At 53.9% G+C, this 17414-nt stretch carries 17 protein-coding genes; 3 read left to right on the top strand and 14 right to left on the bottom strand.

Features of this window, described 5'->3' with window-relative positions:
• Positions 1-161 precede the first annotated feature (161 nt).
• From BN871_RS14300 to BN871_RS14265, 8 genes are all read right to left on the bottom strand, one after another.
• Complete coding sequence (locus tag BN871_RS14300; RefSeq protein ID WP_021879276.1) at positions 162-1121, bottom strand: polysaccharide pyruvyl transferase family protein; 960 nt, start codon at positions 1119-1121, stop codon at positions 162-164.
• Positions 1118-2527 (bottom strand): oligosaccharide flippase family protein, encoded by a 1410-nt coding sequence (locus BN871_RS14295; protein WP_021879277.1) that lies wholly within the window; start codon positions 2525-2527, stop codon positions 1118-1120. Before BN871_RS14295 ends, BN871_RS14300 begins: the two co-directional genes overlap by 4 nt.
• 79 nt (positions 2528-2606) lie before the next feature.
• Positions 2607-3506 (bottom strand): glycosyltransferase family 2 protein, encoded by a 900-nt coding sequence (locus BN871_RS14290; protein ID WP_048746807.1) that lies wholly within the window; start codon positions 3504-3506, stop codon positions 2607-2609.
• Positions 3507-3550: 44 nt separating this feature from the next.
• A complete protein-coding gene (gene galU, locus BN871_RS14285; protein ID WP_048746805.1) occupies positions 3551-4465 on the bottom strand; it encodes a UTP--glucose-1-phosphate uridylyltransferase GalU in 915 nt (304 codons plus the stop codon).
• Positions 4466-5076: 611 nt separating this feature from the next.
• Positions 5077-5772 (bottom strand): CpsD/CapB family tyrosine-protein kinase, encoded by a 696-nt coding sequence (locus tag BN871_RS14280; protein ID WP_048746804.1) that lies wholly within the window; start codon positions 5770-5772, stop codon positions 5077-5079.
• Complete coding sequence (locus BN871_RS14275; RefSeq protein WP_048746803.1) at positions 5753-6529, bottom strand: YveK family protein; 777 nt, start codon at positions 6527-6529, stop codon at positions 5753-5755. Before BN871_RS14275 ends, BN871_RS14280 begins: the two co-directional genes overlap by 20 nt.
• 148 nt (positions 6530-6677) lie before the next feature.
• Complete coding sequence (locus BN871_RS14270) at positions 6678-7079, bottom strand: hypothetical protein (protein ID WP_021879282.1); 402 nt, start codon at positions 7077-7079, stop codon at positions 6678-6680.
• Between the two features lie 552 nt (positions 7080-7631).
• A complete protein-coding gene (locus tag BN871_RS14265; RefSeq protein ID WP_048746801.1) occupies positions 7632-8066 on the bottom strand; it encodes a GtrA family protein in 435 nt (144 codons plus the stop codon).
• 752 nt (positions 8067-8818) lie between these two features.
• On the opposite strand from BN871_RS14265, the gene BN871_RS14260 reads away from it, so the two are divergent.
• From BN871_RS14260 to BN871_RS27750, 3 genes are all read left to right on the top strand, one after another.
• Positions 8819-9049, top strand: a complete 231-nt coding sequence (locus tag BN871_RS14260) for a hypothetical protein (protein WP_021879285.1) — start codon at positions 8819-8821, stop codon at positions 9047-9049.
• Positions 9050-9157: 108 nt separating this feature from the next.
• Entirely contained in the window at positions 9158-10144 is a 987-nt protein-coding gene (locus BN871_RS14255; protein ID WP_048746799.1) for a lipoate--protein ligase, read from the top strand.
• A gap of 390 nt (positions 10145-10534) precedes the next feature.
• Positions 10535-10984 carry a hypothetical protein gene (locus BN871_RS27750; RefSeq protein WP_127509524.1) on the top strand — a complete coding sequence of 150 codons (450 nt, stop codon included), beginning with the start codon at positions 10535-10537 and terminating at the stop codon, positions 10982-10984.
• 201 nt (positions 10985-11185) lie between these two features.
• On the opposite strand, the gene BN871_RS14250 is transcribed toward BN871_RS27750, so the two are convergent.
• From BN871_RS14250 to BN871_RS14225, 6 genes are all read right to left on the bottom strand, one after another.
• Positions 11186-11587, bottom strand: coding sequence for a DUF2500 domain-containing protein (locus BN871_RS14250; RefSeq protein ID WP_198158046.1), 402 nt, complete (start codon positions 11585-11587; stop codon positions 11186-11188).
• A 345-nt stretch (positions 11588-11932) separates the two neighbouring features.
• Entirely contained in the window at positions 11933-12961 is a 1029-nt protein-coding gene (locus BN871_RS14245; protein ID WP_048746797.1) for an ABC transporter ATP-binding protein, read from the bottom strand.
• Positions 12958-13995: an ABC transporter ATP-binding protein gene (locus tag BN871_RS14240; protein ID WP_048746795.1), complete on the bottom strand. Its 1038-nt coding sequence runs from the start codon at positions 13993-13995 to the stop codon at positions 12958-12960. The genes BN871_RS14245 and BN871_RS14240 overlap by 4 nt, the downstream gene beginning before the upstream one ends.
• Positions 13962-14939 (bottom strand): ABC transporter permease, encoded by a 978-nt coding sequence (locus BN871_RS14235; protein ID WP_048746793.1) that lies wholly within the window; start codon positions 14937-14939, stop codon positions 13962-13964. The genes BN871_RS14240 and BN871_RS14235 overlap by 34 nt, the downstream gene beginning before the upstream one ends.
• Positions 14939-15904: an ABC transporter permease gene (locus BN871_RS14230; protein ID WP_048746791.1), complete on the bottom strand. Its 966-nt coding sequence runs from the start codon at positions 15902-15904 to the stop codon at positions 14939-14941. The genes BN871_RS14235 and BN871_RS14230 overlap by 1 nt, the downstream gene beginning before the upstream one ends.
• A 216-nt stretch (positions 15905-16120) precedes the next feature.
• Positions 16121-17414: ABC transporter substrate-binding protein (locus BN871_RS14225; RefSeq protein ID WP_048746789.1), on the bottom strand; the 1294-nt coding region annotated here is incomplete at its 5' end.

Raw genomic sequence — 17414 nt, 5'->3', positions numbered from 1 at the left:
AGCGAGCAGCCGATGTCGACCGACCGCTTGAGCTGCTCGTAGATCGCCAGCTGCCGCGCTTGCGCCGGACAGCCCCCGCCGACCGCTTCCTCGCTTCTGTCGTGAAATGCCAAGTGAAATCATCCTCCGCTCATTTGGATTAAAGGCTGCCGAAGACGCTTCTAGTTGGCCAGGGTTTCCGCCGACAGCTCGGCTCCCGGCACCCGATTCGTCCAGGCATTGTAATAGCTCGTATTTTTGCCGTAGGAATTGTCGAGCAGAACGCTCGGCTTGTCCATCAGGCAGGCGAGAATATGGCCGTGCAGCCTTGAAGTGACGATGCTGCCGTAAGCGCCGAATTCGCGGATCGCCTTGTTCACGAGGAACTGGGAATACCGGTACCAGATCCGCTGCAGCGGCCCGCGGGCTCCGGGAAGACGATAGAGCTTCATCATGACGACAAGCGCCTTGCGCTCCGCCGCCGTATAGAGGCTTGTCCAGTCTTTGGTCGCGCTGCTCGCTCCCCCCGACCGTTCAAGCAGCTCCTGCTGCGGCGTCTTCTCGATGTCGTTCCGGAGAAAGAACAGCGTCTCGCCCGACGGAGGAGAAGCCGAGGCGATCGGATACAGCTGGTGGGCCATGTCGGGAGACATGAACACCTTGATGTTTTTGAACTTCTTGCGCGCCATCTCGTAGCTGAGCGTGTCCCGCACGTACAGATGCAGGTCGCGGTGCCGGTTGAACACGGCCGCGGTCCGGCCGAAGTTCAGCTCGCTCTTGTAGAAGATCGTCTGCGGCAGCATGACGATCCGGTGCCCCGGGTACTGCTCCACGATTTTTTCCCGCAGCAGCTGATGCTTCGTATAGAGATCCCCGAAGTTGCCTCCTCCGTGCAGCACGAGAATGCAGCTCGGCGGAACCTTGAGCCCATCCGGGAAGTCCAGCACGCTGTAGCGGGCGCGGACGCGGATGCCGTATGCCTTGAAGAACGCCTCGGTGCCCTTCATGATGAGGATGTCCCCGCCGTTGCTGTGCACGGGATAGTCGATATAGATGATTTCAGAGCCTTTCGGAATGCTTCTCGTAATAAGCGAAAGCCGCTCCTTCAGCTGCTCCATCGAATAGGATTCAAGCTTGCTCATGCCTTCCTCGTTCCTCCTCCGGCGGCCGCGGCCGCCATTCTTCTTGATTGAATCCGGTTCAGGAGGAACCGGAAATCCTCGCGGTCGTACAGGATGCGGCGCAGAGGAACGCCGAACAGCAGCCGCATCGAGGCGATGGACACCGCCATGCGGATCAGCGCTCCGCAGAGCAGCGCCAGCGCAAGTCCCTCAAGCCCCATCAGCGGCGTCAGGACGAAGAACAGCGCCACCGTGGCCGCAAGAGCGATGATCTGGCGGATCAGCACCATGCCGGGACGTCCCATCGCATTGAAGGCCGAGGCGAGAATCCACGATCCCCCGCCGATGATGCATTCGAGCGACAGCAGGTAGAACGTTCCGCTCGCTTCCAGGAATGCGGGACCGAACACAAGTCCGATCAGCCGGCTTCCGATCAGCATCGCGGGCACGACGGCGGCCAGCATCAGCAGCATCGACAGCCGGAACGCCCGGCTGACGGTGGAGATGACCGCTTCCCGGCTCTCGCCCGTTACTTTGGGAAATACAACGCTCGTTATCGCCGTCTGCACGACGTTGAACATCCGGGAGAGAGCGTACACGACCGAATACAGCCCGAAATCCCGGGGCGTGAGCAGCGATAAGATGATGAGCTTGTCGAATTGGCCGTACAGCGTGCCGAGCAGGTCTGTGCCGAACACCCGGCTGCCGTATGACAGCAGCGGGGCGGCGACCTTTCGGTTCCACGCCAGTCTCCAGCTCATCGAAGCGAATTCGCCGCGCAAGCCCGCCGCAGCCAGCGCGATGACGGCCGCCGTCGTGACGAGATAAACGATGACGGCCGAAGGCACCGTCAGCCTGCCTGCCGCCCATAAGGCGGCGAGCCCGGCCAGATTGAGCAGCGGCACATACAGCCGAATGCCGTTGTACACCGGGAAGCGGCCCGCGCTTTGCGCCGCGGCCGCGATGAGATTTACGGCCAGCGCCATCGGCACGGCGATCACCGTGTACAGCCTGGCGGAAGCGACCGCTTCCGGACTGTATCCGTCCATCCAGTGGGGAAGGCCGATCCAGGCGACCGCTCCGGTCATCAGGCTCGCCGGCAGGAGCACCGCCAGACTGACCGCCAGGCTGCCAGCCATCGATGCGCCGCGCTTGACCTGATAGATCAGCGCCGTCGGCAAGCCGAAGCCGGTCAGTCCCGCCAGAAAGGAGGGCCAGAACAGAATGGCGGCCAGTTCGCCTTTCCCGGTCACTCCGAACATCCGGGCAGTCAGGATCGAGGTCAGCGTGCCGAGCAGCATGATCAGCATGTTCGTTCCGCTCGTCCTGGCGATTGTCGCCGCCATTCCTTTGCCTCTCAGCTGGCGCAGCGCTTTGGCCAGCCTTCCGTTCGGAGCGGGAGTCTCCCCGGCAGCACCCGCGCTCACAGATCGACGCCTCTCATTTTTTTCATTTTATTATTCATAACGCGACCTCCAGGGTAAAAAAAAGAGAAAGCCTCTCCGATCACTTGTACAATCCGAGGCAGCCGGCGATATAGCCGTTGCTGTACTGGATGCGGCGCAGCTGGACGATCGCTTTGCGGCTGTCCGTCAAGGCGAACGGCAGCAGCAGCGCCGAGACCGGCACCTTCACCGCCTGCTTCAGGAGATATCCGGGGCCGCGCTGCTTGCGGGCGGCATCGCTTATGCCCTGCCAGTACACCCGGCGCAGGAACCATTTGCGGCTGATGCGGCTTTTGGCGATTTTATGGTCGACGACGGCATGCGGGGTGTAGCATACCTTATGCGTCGCCCGGATCCGGTCGATGAGCTCGCTCTCCTCGCTCGACAGCAGATTGCTCCCGACACGGCCGAGATCCTCGCGGAACGGGGCATGGCGCTTGAATACATCCGCCCGGAACGCGACGTTCGCTCCGAATGGAATCCGTGGAGCTTCCATCTCCGTGACGCCCGGCGCGTAATCCAGCACCGTGTACAGCGTCTTGAACATGTCCGGCAGCCAAGCCGGCTCGCCGCCTTCCCATACCGGGTCGATCTTGCCGCCTACGCATCCGATGCCGGCATCCCGCTCGAACACGTCGATGATCGCTCCCATCCAGCCTGGCTTCGCCACGGCGTCGTCGTCCAGGAAGAGGATGTATTGACCTCTCGCTTCCCTGATGGCCCGGTTTCTCGCCGCCGACAAGCCGAGCGTCTCCTCCCGTACGCAGCGCACCCGCTCCGGTCCGACGCCGGGCGTGCGCTGCAGCTCGAGCATCGTCTCCCATGTGCCGTCCGTCGACTTGTTGTCCACGACGAGCACCTCGTACTGATTGGAATCGAACTGCTGCCCGAGCACGCTCCATACCGCTTCCTTCGTGTCTGCGGCGCGGTTATGCGTACAGATTGCGACCGTTACCTTCATGCCTCCAACTCCGTTTCCGTATGGTCCTCCAGCTCCCCGGCAGCCTATTCGCCGCGTGCCGCCAGCAGCCCCCTGCCCAGCTCCCGCTCCAGCATTTCGCCCATCTCGGTAAGCAGAGGATGACGAAGCTCAGGGTTGCGAATTGCGAACTCCAGCGTCGTAAGAATAAACCCGAGCTTCTCGCCGACATCATAACGGATCCCTTCGAAATCATAGGCATACACGCCCTGATGCTCGTTGAGCCGCTGGATCGCGTCCGTGAGCTGGATTTCTCCTCCCGCTCCCGTCTCATGCCTGCCGAGAAATTCGAAAATTTCCGGCGTCAGCACATATCGGCCCATGATGGCCAGATTGGACGGCGCTTCTCCCGGAGCCGGCTTTTCCACGAACCGATTGACGCCATGCAGCCTGCTGAGCGGGTGATCCAGATTGCCGATCGGATCGACGATGCCGTAGCGATGAGTCTGTTCGACGCCTACGGTCTGGACACCGATGACCGATTTCCCGGTCTGGTCATACTGCTCGATCAGTTGCCGCGTGCAAGGGACATCCGATTGCACGATGTCGTCCCCAAGCAGAACCGCGAACGGCTCGTTGCCGATGAAGTTGCGGGCGCACCAGACCGCATGGCCAAGCCCTTTGGCTTCTTTTTGCCGGATATAGTGGATCTCGACGTTGGATGAGCGGCGGACCTTCTCCAAAATGTCCAGCTTGCCTTTCTCCTGAAGCGTATGCTCCAATTCGAAAGCGATGTCGAAGTGGTCCTCGATCGCCCGTTTGCCCTTGCCGGTGACGACGATAATGTCCTCGATGCCGGACTCGATCGCTTCCTCGACGATGTACTGGATCGTCGGCTTGTCTACGATCGGGAGCATTTCCTTCGGCATCGCTTTGGTTGCCGGCAAAAATCGCGTTCCTAAGCCGGCGGCGGGAATAATCGCTTTTCTCACTTTTTGCATGACGCTCACCCTATCTATTTGGAATGGTTTCATTTGCTCAAATACCGCCCATAACGCTCGATTTGCTGCAGCTGATGCACATTGCAGCAAAACCGCTGCAGGTACGGATCGTTCTTCCGATCGCTGTTGAAGCCCGGATTTCATGAACTTCTTTTGGGGGAATCCGGTCTTCAAAGGCGAACGCTCACGCTTCTCCAGAACGATTCCGCCCCTTCCGCTATCAGCAGTCGCAAAAACCTGCGCATCGTCCGCTATCAACTGTTCCAAAAAACTCTACATGGCCATTCCGCCTGCTCATTTCCTACGCCGAAACAAGTTTATGTCCGCCGCGCTCATTTCTCGCACAGCTCCGATTCTCAAAAGCACCGGTGAAACCTCACCGGAAAATCTCCAAACCAACACAGGGGGCATCGAACCCCGCCTCACGTCATGCCCTCGACGATGAACGTCTAAGGCCGCTGGCCCACAGCATGACCGAGTGCCTCCGGTGATAGAGGTGCAGGAGACATTACCTGGGCTGATTCGAACCGCCTCGCCCGGCTTGCCGGCCAATCCTCACGGCTGGAGGCGGCTCAATTTCCGCTTGCGGGAAAAATCCGTCCATTCCGTGCTCAAGCCTGCTCCTCGCCGCCGTAGTAGTAATAGTAGTAGCCGCTGTTGCCGTCCCGGTCGACATTGTTGAGAACGACTCCGAGCATCCGCGACCCGGCGTTTTCAAGCGTTTCCTTCGCTTTCCGCGCCGTATCGCTCTTCACTTTGCCGGAATCGATGACGAGCACGACGCCGTCGCACTTGCCGGCTACGATATGGGCATCCGTCACAGCCAGAATAGGAGGCGTGTCGACAATGACCTGATCGTACTGCTCCTTGGCCAGCTCCAGCAGCGCGGCCATCGCTCTCGACCCGAGCATCTCCGAAGGGTTGGGGGGAGTCGGCCCCGCTGTCAAAATATCGAGATTGTCCACCTCCGCAGCTTGAACCCCCTGCTCGAGCGTGCTGCGTCCTTGCAGCACTCCGGTGAGTCCTCCCCGGTTGCTGAGGGAAAAGATATGATGCTGAGAAGGTTTCCGCATATCCGCATCGATCAGCAGCACTTTTTGCCCCGCCTGGGCAAAGGTGACGGCCATGTTGGCCGAAGTCGTGCTTTTGCCTTCTCCTGCCCGGCAAGAGGTGACCATCAGCAGGTCGACCGGATCGTCGACTCCGGCGTAGTCCACCCCGGTACGGAGCATCCGGTATGATTCCGAGATCGGCGACTTCGGATTGCTTGCCGTTATGAGCGTCCAATTACGCGTCAAGCGAGACATTGCTTTTCCTCCCCACATGGCCGGAAGCCGGTATCGTTTCCGTATTGTTCAGATTGCTGCCGCCCTTGGCGGTCGCCTCTCTCTCCTTGAATTTCGGAATCGCCGTAAGCACCGGAAGTCCAAGGGCGTCGCGGACATCTTCTTCCGACTTGATCGTATCGTCGAGATACTCAAGCAGGAACGCCAGCCCCAGACCCGCCAGCAGCGAAAGGGCGAACGCCGTGACGATATTCAGCTTGGCGTTTGGAGCGACCGGCGCGGCCCCGGCAGCAGGATCGGCTTGATTCAGAATCGAGACGTTGTCGACCTGCAGCAGCTTGGGAATTTCCTTGGAGAAGACGAGGGAGACGGCATTCACAATATTCGCCGCCCCGGCGAACGACTCGTCTCTGGCGGTAACCGACATGACCTGGGTGTCGTTGACGGATGTCACCGTCACCTTCCCGGCGAGCTCGCCGGCGCTTTGATGGAGCTGCGGATATTGTTCGGCGACGATCTGCATGATGCGCGGCGTCTTGATGATTTCCTTGTAGGTTTTGATCAGCTGGATATTGCTGTTGATCATGCTGAGGTCGATGCTGGACATCAAACCGCCGCCGTCCTTGACCTGTCCGACGAGCAGCTTGGCCGAAGCCTCGTATTGGGGTTTGGCGTACCAATAGGAGTAGGTTGCGGCCAGCGAGCAGCTCACGATGACGATGGCTGCGATCAGCCATAGCCGCTTGCGGATGATGTAGGCATAATGTTTGATTTCCAAGATGTTCCCTCCAGTAAAAAATGGTTGAATATATGAGAACAGGCTCCTATTTGAATTATTAATTTTCTTTAATTATTCATTTCGAGAACTTTTTGAGAAAAAAAAAGAGCGCAATTCCCATTGGCTTCTTCTATCTTATGACGGCTTGTTAGTTTCCCTCCAGGAAATCATCCAGGCTTCCGCCGCGGAGAATATGCTCCATCAGATCCTCGAAGCTTTTATCGATGCCCTTCTTGTCCAGAAGAAGCGTCAGAAGCTCAGCCAGATCGATGCGCGGTTTCTGGCTTCCCGGCACGTAGCGGTTCTTCTTGTAATCGAACACGAATTCACGGCGGAGCGGATATTCCGTCACATACAGCAGCTCGGCAAGCGAATCGGCCTGATTGGCGGAGCCGAGGCTTTCATCCTCCGCGAGTACTTGAAGGAATTGGCGCAATTTCAGCTTTTTCTGCTCCATCTCCATAAATGCCTGCAGGCTCTCCCTTGTTCTCTGGATTTGCTCGTTCAGTCCCTCGTATTCCGTGACAAGCGATAGTTTGCGGACCGCCATCCCTTTGTCCCTCCCTGTATCGTCGCTTCCATCGATGCTCGCCATGCATGGATGAAAAGCGCGTCTGTTGTCAGATCAAAGCTTCAGCATTCGGTATTTTCAGACACGGGCTGCCAGGGGATTGCAGTCAGCCTCACAGCAGATTCGCTGCTATTCAGCTTGTTGGTTCGATTATGACACAGTTCGTCGCAAAAGCTAGAGGGAAGAAAGATGTGTTTGGATTAGTCTTTCCTGTTCATTTTCAGGTCCTGTTTTCAAGTACCCTGCTCCTAGTTTTCATGCATTATAGCGCAGGAATATTCAGACTTGTTCACGTTTTCATGGAAATGTATGCGTTATCGTCATCTTCGATGGAAGCTTCCGCAAGGCTTCCATGAAGCAGACTATTGTCGCAGTCGCTTCCAGGTCCGTGAAAGAACAAAAAACCGCTCTCTTGAGCGGTTTTCCTGTTCTGTCGTCTGTCCCTTCTTGTTTCGGCGCCCCGGCAGTAGTCCTATAACAGACGGCCGCATTCAGGGACTTAGGAACGAGAGGAAGAGATGATGGTGGCGTTCAAGGTTTTTCCAGACCCGATTCGACAGAATTCGAGACTTTGGTCACGTCCGGAGATACTTTCTTGACGCGAAATACCCAATATTTATTGGCGGCAAATCCGGCTCCGGTCGCAACGACGACGGCAATTCCTTTCGCAATCAGCGTATTCCATCCCAACCCGCCGTGAAAAACAGCCAGTACAGCAGTCGAAATTCCGAATGTGAACAGGTTCACGGCCAAAAACCGGAGCCATTCGCCTTTGCGTCCCGGCTCCGAGCTTCTGAACGTCCAGCTCCGGTTGACCAGATAGCTGTTGATTGTGGCGACCCCGTAGCTGATCGTCTGCGCGATCAAATAGTGGACTCCAAAAACCGCGTTCAAAAGGCCGAAAATCGCATAATCCAGAACTGTATTCAATACGCCGGTCAATGCGTATTTCATTAACATTCCCATCGTAATCCTTCCAATCCTTGTACGTCTCTATATAGAAGAAAGCGATGACATCGGTTCAAGAGATGACCTCTACAACCAAAAGGGCATTCTCCCATTTGCCGTTGAATGCCTATCGTTAGAGAAGGTAGTGATACCTAGAAGAGTATCCCATGTATCTTTATCCAGTCAAGTCAAGATCGTTTTCTTCCGCACCTTGAACGGAGAAATGAATGGATTCAGGCATAGCCTTGGCGAAGAGCATCCAAGCGGAATGAGGCGTTTCAGCAGAATGATGAATGATAGGGCTGCGGGCTGTTCGATGTCGATACGCGGTCTCATGCGCAAGAAGACCGTCAGCTTCATTCCTTCTCTTCCTATATATATGGTTTTCAATCTCCCGATTCGGACAGCAAGTACTTGCCTTCGCCCGACGGACCATATCGACGATGCCGTCACACTCGACAATATACTGTCAGATTATCGGGGAAAAGATATGTCTACTTCCTCGTTTCCACAGGCAGGAATGCGCAAGCACATGAAGAACGTTTAACACGGAACCTTTTTTAGTCATGAAATTTTGGGTTATGGGTTGCATCCGACACACTCAATGATTATACTTACTTTACTAAAGGATTAGATTGCATGCGATTTAAGAACGGAAAAGCTTGATTCCGGGCTAATTGTAACGAATTCATAACCCTTTTTTAAGAATCTATTAATCTTGATTGGGTACAATATACTCAACCATTCGAATTGATTGGAGTGATAAGAACATGAGAACTCTGATTTCCTTCCAAAACAAGAAGATTCCTGTATATATCGCCGAACAAAACAATAAAAAAGCACTGGATAAGTTAGGCGAGGTATTGAACCGCAAGCTGTCCACAGGCAAAAATGCTCTCAAAGGCTCCATCCGTTCCCTGATCAGCGTCGAAATCTCGGGAAGCGAAGCTACTCTCCATACGATCAATGAAAAAGACACGCTTACGATTTCCCTTTATTGATCTCTACCATGCCAATGCCGCCTGCCCCAGCAGGCGGCATTTTTGCATTGAGCTCCGTTATGGTACAGTGGAATCAACATCCGTACAGAACTCGAGGAGGAAGCGCCAATGCTGTTTGTCGACAACCGGGACATGCATGATCCATCCCTTAATCTGGCTCTCGAAGAATATATTCTTCGCCATCTTCCCGCTGATGAAGATTATCTGCTGTTTTACATCAACGAACCGTCCATCATCATTGGGAAAAACCAGAATACGCTGGAGGAAATCAACGAAGACTATGTCAAGGAACAGAATATTCATGTCGTACGCCGGCTATCCGGTGGCGGGGCCGTCTATCATGATCACGGCAACTTGAATTACAGCTTCATCACCAAGGATGATGGCGAATCCTTCCGCAACTACCGCAAATTCACGGAACCGGTCATTCAAGCGCTTCGCTCGTTAGGCGTAGAAGCCGAGCTAAGCGGACGGAATGACATCCAGGTCGGCGAACGCAAAATATCGGGCAACGCCCAGTTCGCGACACGCGGCCGTATGTTCACTCACGGCACGTTGTTGTTCCAATCCGACATCACACATGTCGCATCGGCGCTCAAAGCCAATCCGGAGAAGTTCAAGTCCAAGTCGACAAAATCCATTCGCAGCCGTGTCGCCAACATTTCTGAGTTTCTGCAGAAGCCGATGACGGTGGAGCAGTTCCGTTCCTATTTGCTTGAGACTTTATACGATGGCCACCCCGTCGAAGCCTACGAGCTGACGGAAGCGGACTGGGAAGGCGTCCGCAAAATCTCGGAGGAGCGCTATCGCAACTGGGAGTGGAACTACGGGCGTTCTCCGGCATTCAACTTGCGTCAGGTGAAGAGGCTATCAGCGGGAACCTTTGATGTACGGCTGAATGTCGAGGCCGGACGTATTGAACAGGCTTCCATCTACGGAGATTTTTTTGGAACCGGCGAAGTTGCCGAGCTTGAGAAGCTGCTTGCAGGAGTGCGCTATGATCAGCAGTCCGTCCGCGAGGCGTTGTCGGATACCGGTTTGACACCTTATTTAGGCCCCGTCAGCTTGGATGAGTTTATTGAACTTCTGTTTTAAAATCCTGTCTCTTCCTCTCCAGTCATGAATGCAAGAGGCTTCTTCTAGATTACGGGCCGAGCAGCTTTCCATTATCTATTCAAAGCTTAAACAGGGATTCCAGTCTCCGGAATCCTTTTTTTTTGTTGATGGCCTCTATACGGAGTAACTGCTTGCATAGAGCCTCTTTCCTTTTTCTCCATCCTCTCAGAGCTCGAATACTCAAATATTTCTTTAGATTACTTAAAAAGTATTTCTTTCCTTCAGTTTTCCCATATATAAAGAAAAATATCAAATAAACAAATCGTATTTTTTGAAACATTAATATTTTTTAATTTAAATAAAATGGATTTAAACCTTATTTAATGTTATTATTTGTATGTATTAAAAATATCCTAAGGAGGAAAAAACATGAAAAAGCTTTCGTTTGTTTTAGCATCGTCTGTGATTTCAGCCGCCCTGCTTGCTGGTTCCCCAGCTAGTGCTCTTCCTGCTCAAGGAGCTCAATCATCTTCCCTTCTCCATCTTGGATCCCCATCCGAAATTACTCCTCAGCAAACTCTTGTGAATGCTGGAAATTATACCATTAACGGAGGCCAAGGATCGACATCGTTTCATTTCAGCAAAACCGTTGATACTGCGGTAAGAATATACGTTCGAAACGATTCCGCAAAACCCGTAAAATTGTATCTTGTCAGTCCCCAGAATGTGAATTGGCTGGATCGGACCTTGCAGCCAGGTGAAGCTGTGACAAGTGAACCCACATGGGGAAAAGGACAAGTCGGCACCTGGACGTTCAAATACACCACGTCCGATGGTTCAAATGGTTCGATTTATCTTTCCGTTAAAGATGATGTCTAATTAGGATGAATAGGCAATGATCGGCCATTTTGTTCACTCAAGCTGCTATCCTGTTCTAGGATGGCAGCTTATTTCTGCTTGAGACAGCGCTTCTATTCATCTGCTTAATGAACATGTTTCCAATCTAGCCAGCTAAATTTAAATCAAATAAACCGGAATGCTCCATGAGGGAGATTCCGGCTGGTATTTGCAGATGAAGTATCATCCGAATTGGATGACGCGATTATTGTCTCTTTCAAACCCTTGGTAGCGGGAGCCGCGGAAGGTGAGCTTGCCGGTATCCCCTTCAGCCAGCAGGCCGAAATCCCGGCCTGTGACCGAGAATTCCATCCGATCTCCGCTTTCGACTTCGAAAGTCGCAAAATAATCGGTCAGCGTCTGCTGATGCGAGCCTTCCTCATAGGGCTGCTGGCTGCGGACCCGGGACCGCTTGCTGACCACGGCCGCCTTCACCGACAGCTGAGGCTGGCCGTTGTTGCGGTTCCAGCCCGAGTAGGATTTCCAGAGGCCCGCACCGATGATCACCGCAATGACCGCAATCAGAATCGTGAATGCCGTTCCTGCCGTGGAGAAGATCGATTCCATGCTCATCCCGGTCCCCATTCCCGCTCCCTCCCCAGATGTGTCCGCATGATGTATCCTTAGTCCCATTGTATGACGGCCGAGCCGGCTTATTCTCCCGGAATGGCGGATCTTGTCCTAACGGAGGGCAGGATATTTTGATTTTTGCATGACTGCAGCTAACCGGGTTCCATATTAAGACAACCAAGATTTAACTTACGTTCACGCTTGTACAAAACTTCACCCGTTATTGAGTCCCCCCCTTCTGGGCTCACGCACTCTAAAGAGTAAAAACCAACTCTGCAAATTCCAATTGGCAGACAACATCCTAAAACGAAAAGAAGCCCCCCGTCAGGGGGCTTCTTCTCTATTTCATTGTGAAATCTATTATCCCAAACGTCCCGAAGCCATGCGCTGCAGATCGCCTTCCTCAAGAAGCGGGAAGTGGCAAGCGACTTGACGGCCAGGCAGCACCTCGCGAAGCAGCGGCTCTTCCGCCTTGCAGCGATCCTGCGCGAGCGGACAGCGCGGATGGAAGCGGCAGCCCGATGGAGGGTTCGCCGGCGAAGGCACATCGCCCTTGAGAATGATGCGCTCGCGCTTGAGAGCCGGATTCGGCTTCGGAATGGAGGACAGTAGCGCTGCGGAATACGGATGCAGCGGCTTGTTGTACAGCTCCTCCGTCGGGCCGACTTCTGCCAGCTTGCCGAGATACATGACGCCGACGCGATCCGAGATGTGGCGGACGACGTTGAGGCCGTGAGCGATGAACAGGAAGGTCAGACCAAGCTCACGCTGCAGCTTCGCCAGCAGGTTGAGCACCTGGGACTGGACGGACACGTCCAGGGCGCTGACGGCTTCGTCCGCGACGATGAACTTCGGATTGAGCGCGATCGCACGCGCGATGCCGATCCGCTGCCGCTGGCCGCCGGAGAACTCATGCGGATAGCGGTTGCGGCGGGAAGCGTCAAGGCCGACTAGCTCCATCAGCTCGACGACACGAGCGTCGATATCTTTTCCAGACATATTCGTATGCACCTTGAGCGGTTCGCCGATGACGTCGCTGACGCGGAAGCGCGGGTTCAGCGATCCGAACGGATCCTGGAAGATGATTTGAAGATCTTGACGGAGATCGCGAAGCTTGCCGGAGCCAAGCGAGTGGATGTCCTCGCCGTTGTAGACCACTTGGCCTTCCGTGGCGCTTTGCAGCCGCAGGATTACACGTCCAAGCGTCGACTTGCCGCAGCCGGATTCGCCGACAAGGCCGAATGTCTCCCCTTTTTTGATTTCCAGGGAAATATCGTCCACGGCTTTGACCTGGCCCACGACTCGGCTGAGCAAGCCCTTCTTGATCGGGAAGTACTTCTTGATATGTTTGACTTCAATCAAAGTTTCGTTGGACAGCTGCCTGCTCATACCGTTACCTCCCCTTGACTGCCAATGTTGATCCTTGGGGATAGCGGAGACTCATCGGAATGCTCCTCGAACAGCCAGCACGCTGCTTTGTGATCATTGCCAAGCTGGAAGAATCCCGGCTCTTCGCGGCGGCAAATATCCATCGCATGCGGGCAGCGCGGGTGGAAGCGGCAGCCTCCCGGAAGCTGATTGATTCGCGGAATATTGCCTTTGATCGTGTAAAGGTCTTCTTCCGTCTTGGCTTCAAAACCAGGAATCGACTTCAGCAGCCCGACCGTATACGGATGGCTCGGCTTGCTGAAAATCTCCTCGACAGAGCCTTCTTCCATGATTCCCCCGGCATACATGACGACGATCCGGTCAGCAACCTCTGCCGCTACGCCCATATCATGAGTAATGAGGACAATCGACATTCCCGTTTCCCTCTGCAGCTGCTGCAGGAGATCGAGGATTTGCGCCTGAACGGTTACGTCGAGAGCCGTTGTCGGCTCGTCCGCAATGAGCAGCTCCGGCCGGCAGGCGAGTGCGATCGCGATGACGACGCGCTGGCACATCCCGCCGGACAGCTCATGCGGATACTGGCGGGCGCGAACCTCCGGAGATGGAATGCCGACCTCGCGAAGCAGATCAATGGCCATCTTCATAGCGTCCTTCGGGCTTTTCCTTTGATGGAGACGAAGGCTCTCGGCTATCTGCTCTCCAACCGTGAATACGGGATTGAGCGAAGACATCGGATCCTGGAAGATCATCGCGATCTGGTTGCCCCGGATACTGCGCATTTCATCCTGATCCTTTTCCGAAAGAACTTCACCGTTGAATTTGATGTCGCCTTCGAGAATCATGCCTCCCGCGTAATCGATGAGACGCATGACGGCGAGAGAGGTGACGCTCTTGCCGCTGCCGCTCTCTCCTACGATGCATAGAGTCTGGCCTTCTTCCACGCTGAACGAAATCCGGTCGGTAGCCTTCAAGATCTCCTTGTTCACGAAGAAGCCGGCACTCATTTCGTTGACTTCGAGAATTTTGCGCGCCATTTTTCCAGCCTCCTTGGAGAAAGATGCATTTTTTGACGAGGATCCAGCGCATCGCGGATGCCGTCTCCGATGAAGTTGACCGACAGTACGACTAAAAAGATGCAAAGGCCTGGATATACGCCTTGGATGGGATCAATAAGCATGAATTCTTGAGCATTGCTGAGCATTTGGCCCCAGCTCGTTTGCGGCATTTGAATTCCGAGCCCCAGGTAGGAAAGGCCCGACTCCGCCAGAATGGCCCCGCCCACCATTAAAGTCGCATTGACAATAATGGGGAAGCTAGCATTGCGCAGCAGATGGCGGAAGATGATGCCCCAGCTGGAGACGCCGATCGCTTTGGCTGCTTCCACATACTGCATTTCGCGCAGCTGCAGGAAATTCCCCCGTACAAGACGCGCCACTCCCATCCAGCTCGTAAACGAGAGGATGAGAATAATATAAATGAATTTTGTGCCGAAAATGGCTCCAATCAGTATGTTCAGGAACAACGTCGGAATTGATATCATCACATCGATCAAACGCATAAAGATAATATCAATCCAACCGCCGAAGTAACCGGATATGGCTCCAATCAACGATCCGATCAGAACAGACACCGCGGCAACGGAAAAACCAACTGTTAAGGAGACTCGTCCGCTAAAGACAATGCGGGAGAATATATCCCTGCCCAATTCGTCCGTCCCCAAGAAATGGTTTCCGGTAAACGGCTTCAAATTGGAATTCATCAAATCTTGCTTGGCGGGATCATAAGGAGCGATGTAGGGCGCCAGAATGGCAGACAATACAAAAATCAGCAAGATGGCAAGTCCTGTCATGGCAAAGGGATTGCGCTTGAACTTGTTCCATGTCTGTCTCCAAGGTCCAATCGGCTTTTCCGCATTGGGGGCAGCGCCGGTCTGAACAGGTACGCTTGGATGGCTGGTTGGCTGCAGATTGGCGCTCATTAGGACTTGCCTCCTTTGCTCAGTTGAACTCGCGGATCGACAACGGCATACAAGATGTCTGCAATCAAATTGCCGACGACGACAAAGACGGCGCCCAGAAGCGTAATGGCCATCAAAACGGAGTATTCACGGGAGTTGGCCATTTCGACGAATAAACGTCCCATGCCCGGCCAGTTGAAGACGGCTTCCGTCAAGGCTGCGCCGCCGACTAGGATCGGCAAATCAAGGCCGAACAGGGTAATGAGCGGAATAAGCGCATTGCGCAAAGCATGCCTGAAAACAACCTTGTTCTCCTTCACGCCCTTGGCTCTTGCCGTACGGATATAATCCTGCTCCAAAACCTCAAGCATGCTGGATCGGGCATATTTCAGATAACCGGCAAGCATGCCGAGAGAGAGCACCGATACAGGCAGAATCAAGTGCATGAACAAGTCCGAGATGTTGCCCTCCTTGCCCATTGTATACATATCGGAAAGAGGGAGCCAATCCAGTTTTAAAGAGAAGTAGCTCTGCAGAATAATGCCGAACCAGAAAGCCGGCATCGCGAATCCAGTATAAGAGATGAATGATGCGGTCTGGTCCGATAATCCGTATTCCTTGGTGCTGTTGTAGATGCCCCAGGGAATGGCGATAATCAAGGTCAGAATCCAAGCTGCTCCCATAAGGATCAGCGTGTTTTTGACAGTAGGCCACAGAATGTCGCCAACAGGAATATTATTCTTGAATGTGGAGCCCAAATCACCGCTTAAGATATTGCCCATCCACTGTAAATACTGGACAGGAATAGGCTGGTCAAGACCAAGTTCATGGGCTTTGATCTTTCCTGCTTCAACTGACAAACCTGGGGACAAAAAGATCTGGGTTGGACCGCCTGGGGCGGCGTGGATTAATCCGAAGGTAAAAACCGAAATCAGAAACAGTACGACGACGGACTGCAAAATCCGGCGGACAAGATACTCGCCCATCATTTAATCCTCCTCTGGAACATCAAAACTGAATGCTGGGCAGCTGCCGGCTTTGCGCCGGGCAGAACCGGTGTTCATCCGGGCTTAGGACCGGCCGGTTATGCGCAGGGCAAAACCGTCTTCCTTGACCATCAAATAGTAAAAATCGAGAAAGGAGAAAGGAGGAAGGACAGGGCCTTCCCCCTTTCAATATATCAGTACAAATGCCTCGGTGCCTTATTTGGAATCCTCGACCCACCATTTGTTGATCCCGAAGAAGTAACCATAGGCCAGAGCAGCTACAGGAGCGTCTTCTGCTGCGTATTTCACGCGTGGTCCAAGAACTTCAGGTGTACCGTATTGGTACAAGAAGACATAAGGAAGGTTGGTGGAAATTTGTTGAGCGACCTGCTTGTAAATTTCTTTACGTTTCTCTTGATCCGTCGTGGAGTAGCCGTCAACCCACAGCTTGTCCAGCGTCGGGTTGTTGTACCAGCCGGAGTTTTGGCCGTTCGGCGGGAAGTATTTGGACGAGAAGATGGATTCGGCGTCCGGATCCGGGCTGTTGAGCGACCAGGAAAGCAGGATCGCCTGGAATTTGCCCGGATTGATGTTTTGCTCGATCCAGGAAGAGAAATCAATCGCTTTTGGCGTTGCAACGATTCCTACAGCCTTCAGGTTGTCCTGAATGACGGCAGAAACAGCTTCACGGCGGCTGTTGCCTGCATTGTATTGAAGCTCAAACTCGAATTTTTGGCCGTTTTTAGCCAGAATTCCCGTTTTAGGATCTGCAACCCAGCCATCTTCAGCAAGCAGAGCTTTCGATTTCTCTACATCGTAGTTGTAGGTTACGGCGTCTGCGCCAGGGTCAGCCCATGTGCCTGGCAGGAACGGTGCATTCAAAGCTTTTCCCGTGCCTTTCAGGACATTGTCGAGAATGCCTTGACGGTTCAGAGCGTAAGCGATCGCTTGTCGGGTTTTTTCGCCGGCGAACGGAGATTCCTTGCCTCCCCAGTTCATTTTGTTGAAGTTGAAGCTCATGTACTCGTACAGCGGGCCTGGAGCAAGCAGCACGTTCAGGCCTTTTGCTTTAACGGCTTCAACCTGAGTAACCGGGATGCCGCTGACCATATCGATATCGCCTTTGATGATGGCTTGTACGTTCGTGTTTTGGTCGGCGTAGATTTTGTAGACGACTTTGTCGATGTTGACGTCATTGACGTCTTTGGCCCAGTAGTTGGCATCTTTTTCGAAGCTCAGATATTGCTTTTGCTTCCATTCCGTCCATTTCCAAGGACCGTTTGTCACAGCTTTGGCAGGATCGGTGCCGAATGCGTTCTTTTCCAGTTCTTTAAGCGGAATGTCCTTCAAAACATGGGAAGGAACAATGCTGGAGACCAGTACATTGATGAATGGAGCGTAGACGGATTTCAAGGTAATCTTAGCCGTTTGCGGATCGATTACTTCAACTTTATCCACCTTGTCGTACGAGCTGATGCCAGGGGAAGCAGCTTCTGGATTCTTAATGGTG

This window comes from Paenibacillus sp. P22 (genome assembly GCF_000469945.2).
GTDB lineage: Bacteria > Bacillota > Bacilli > Paenibacillales > Paenibacillaceae > Paenibacillus_O > Paenibacillus_O humicus.
The sequence above is the reverse complement of the archived record's forward strand: the minus strand, read 5'-3'. Positions and strand labels throughout refer to the sequence as shown.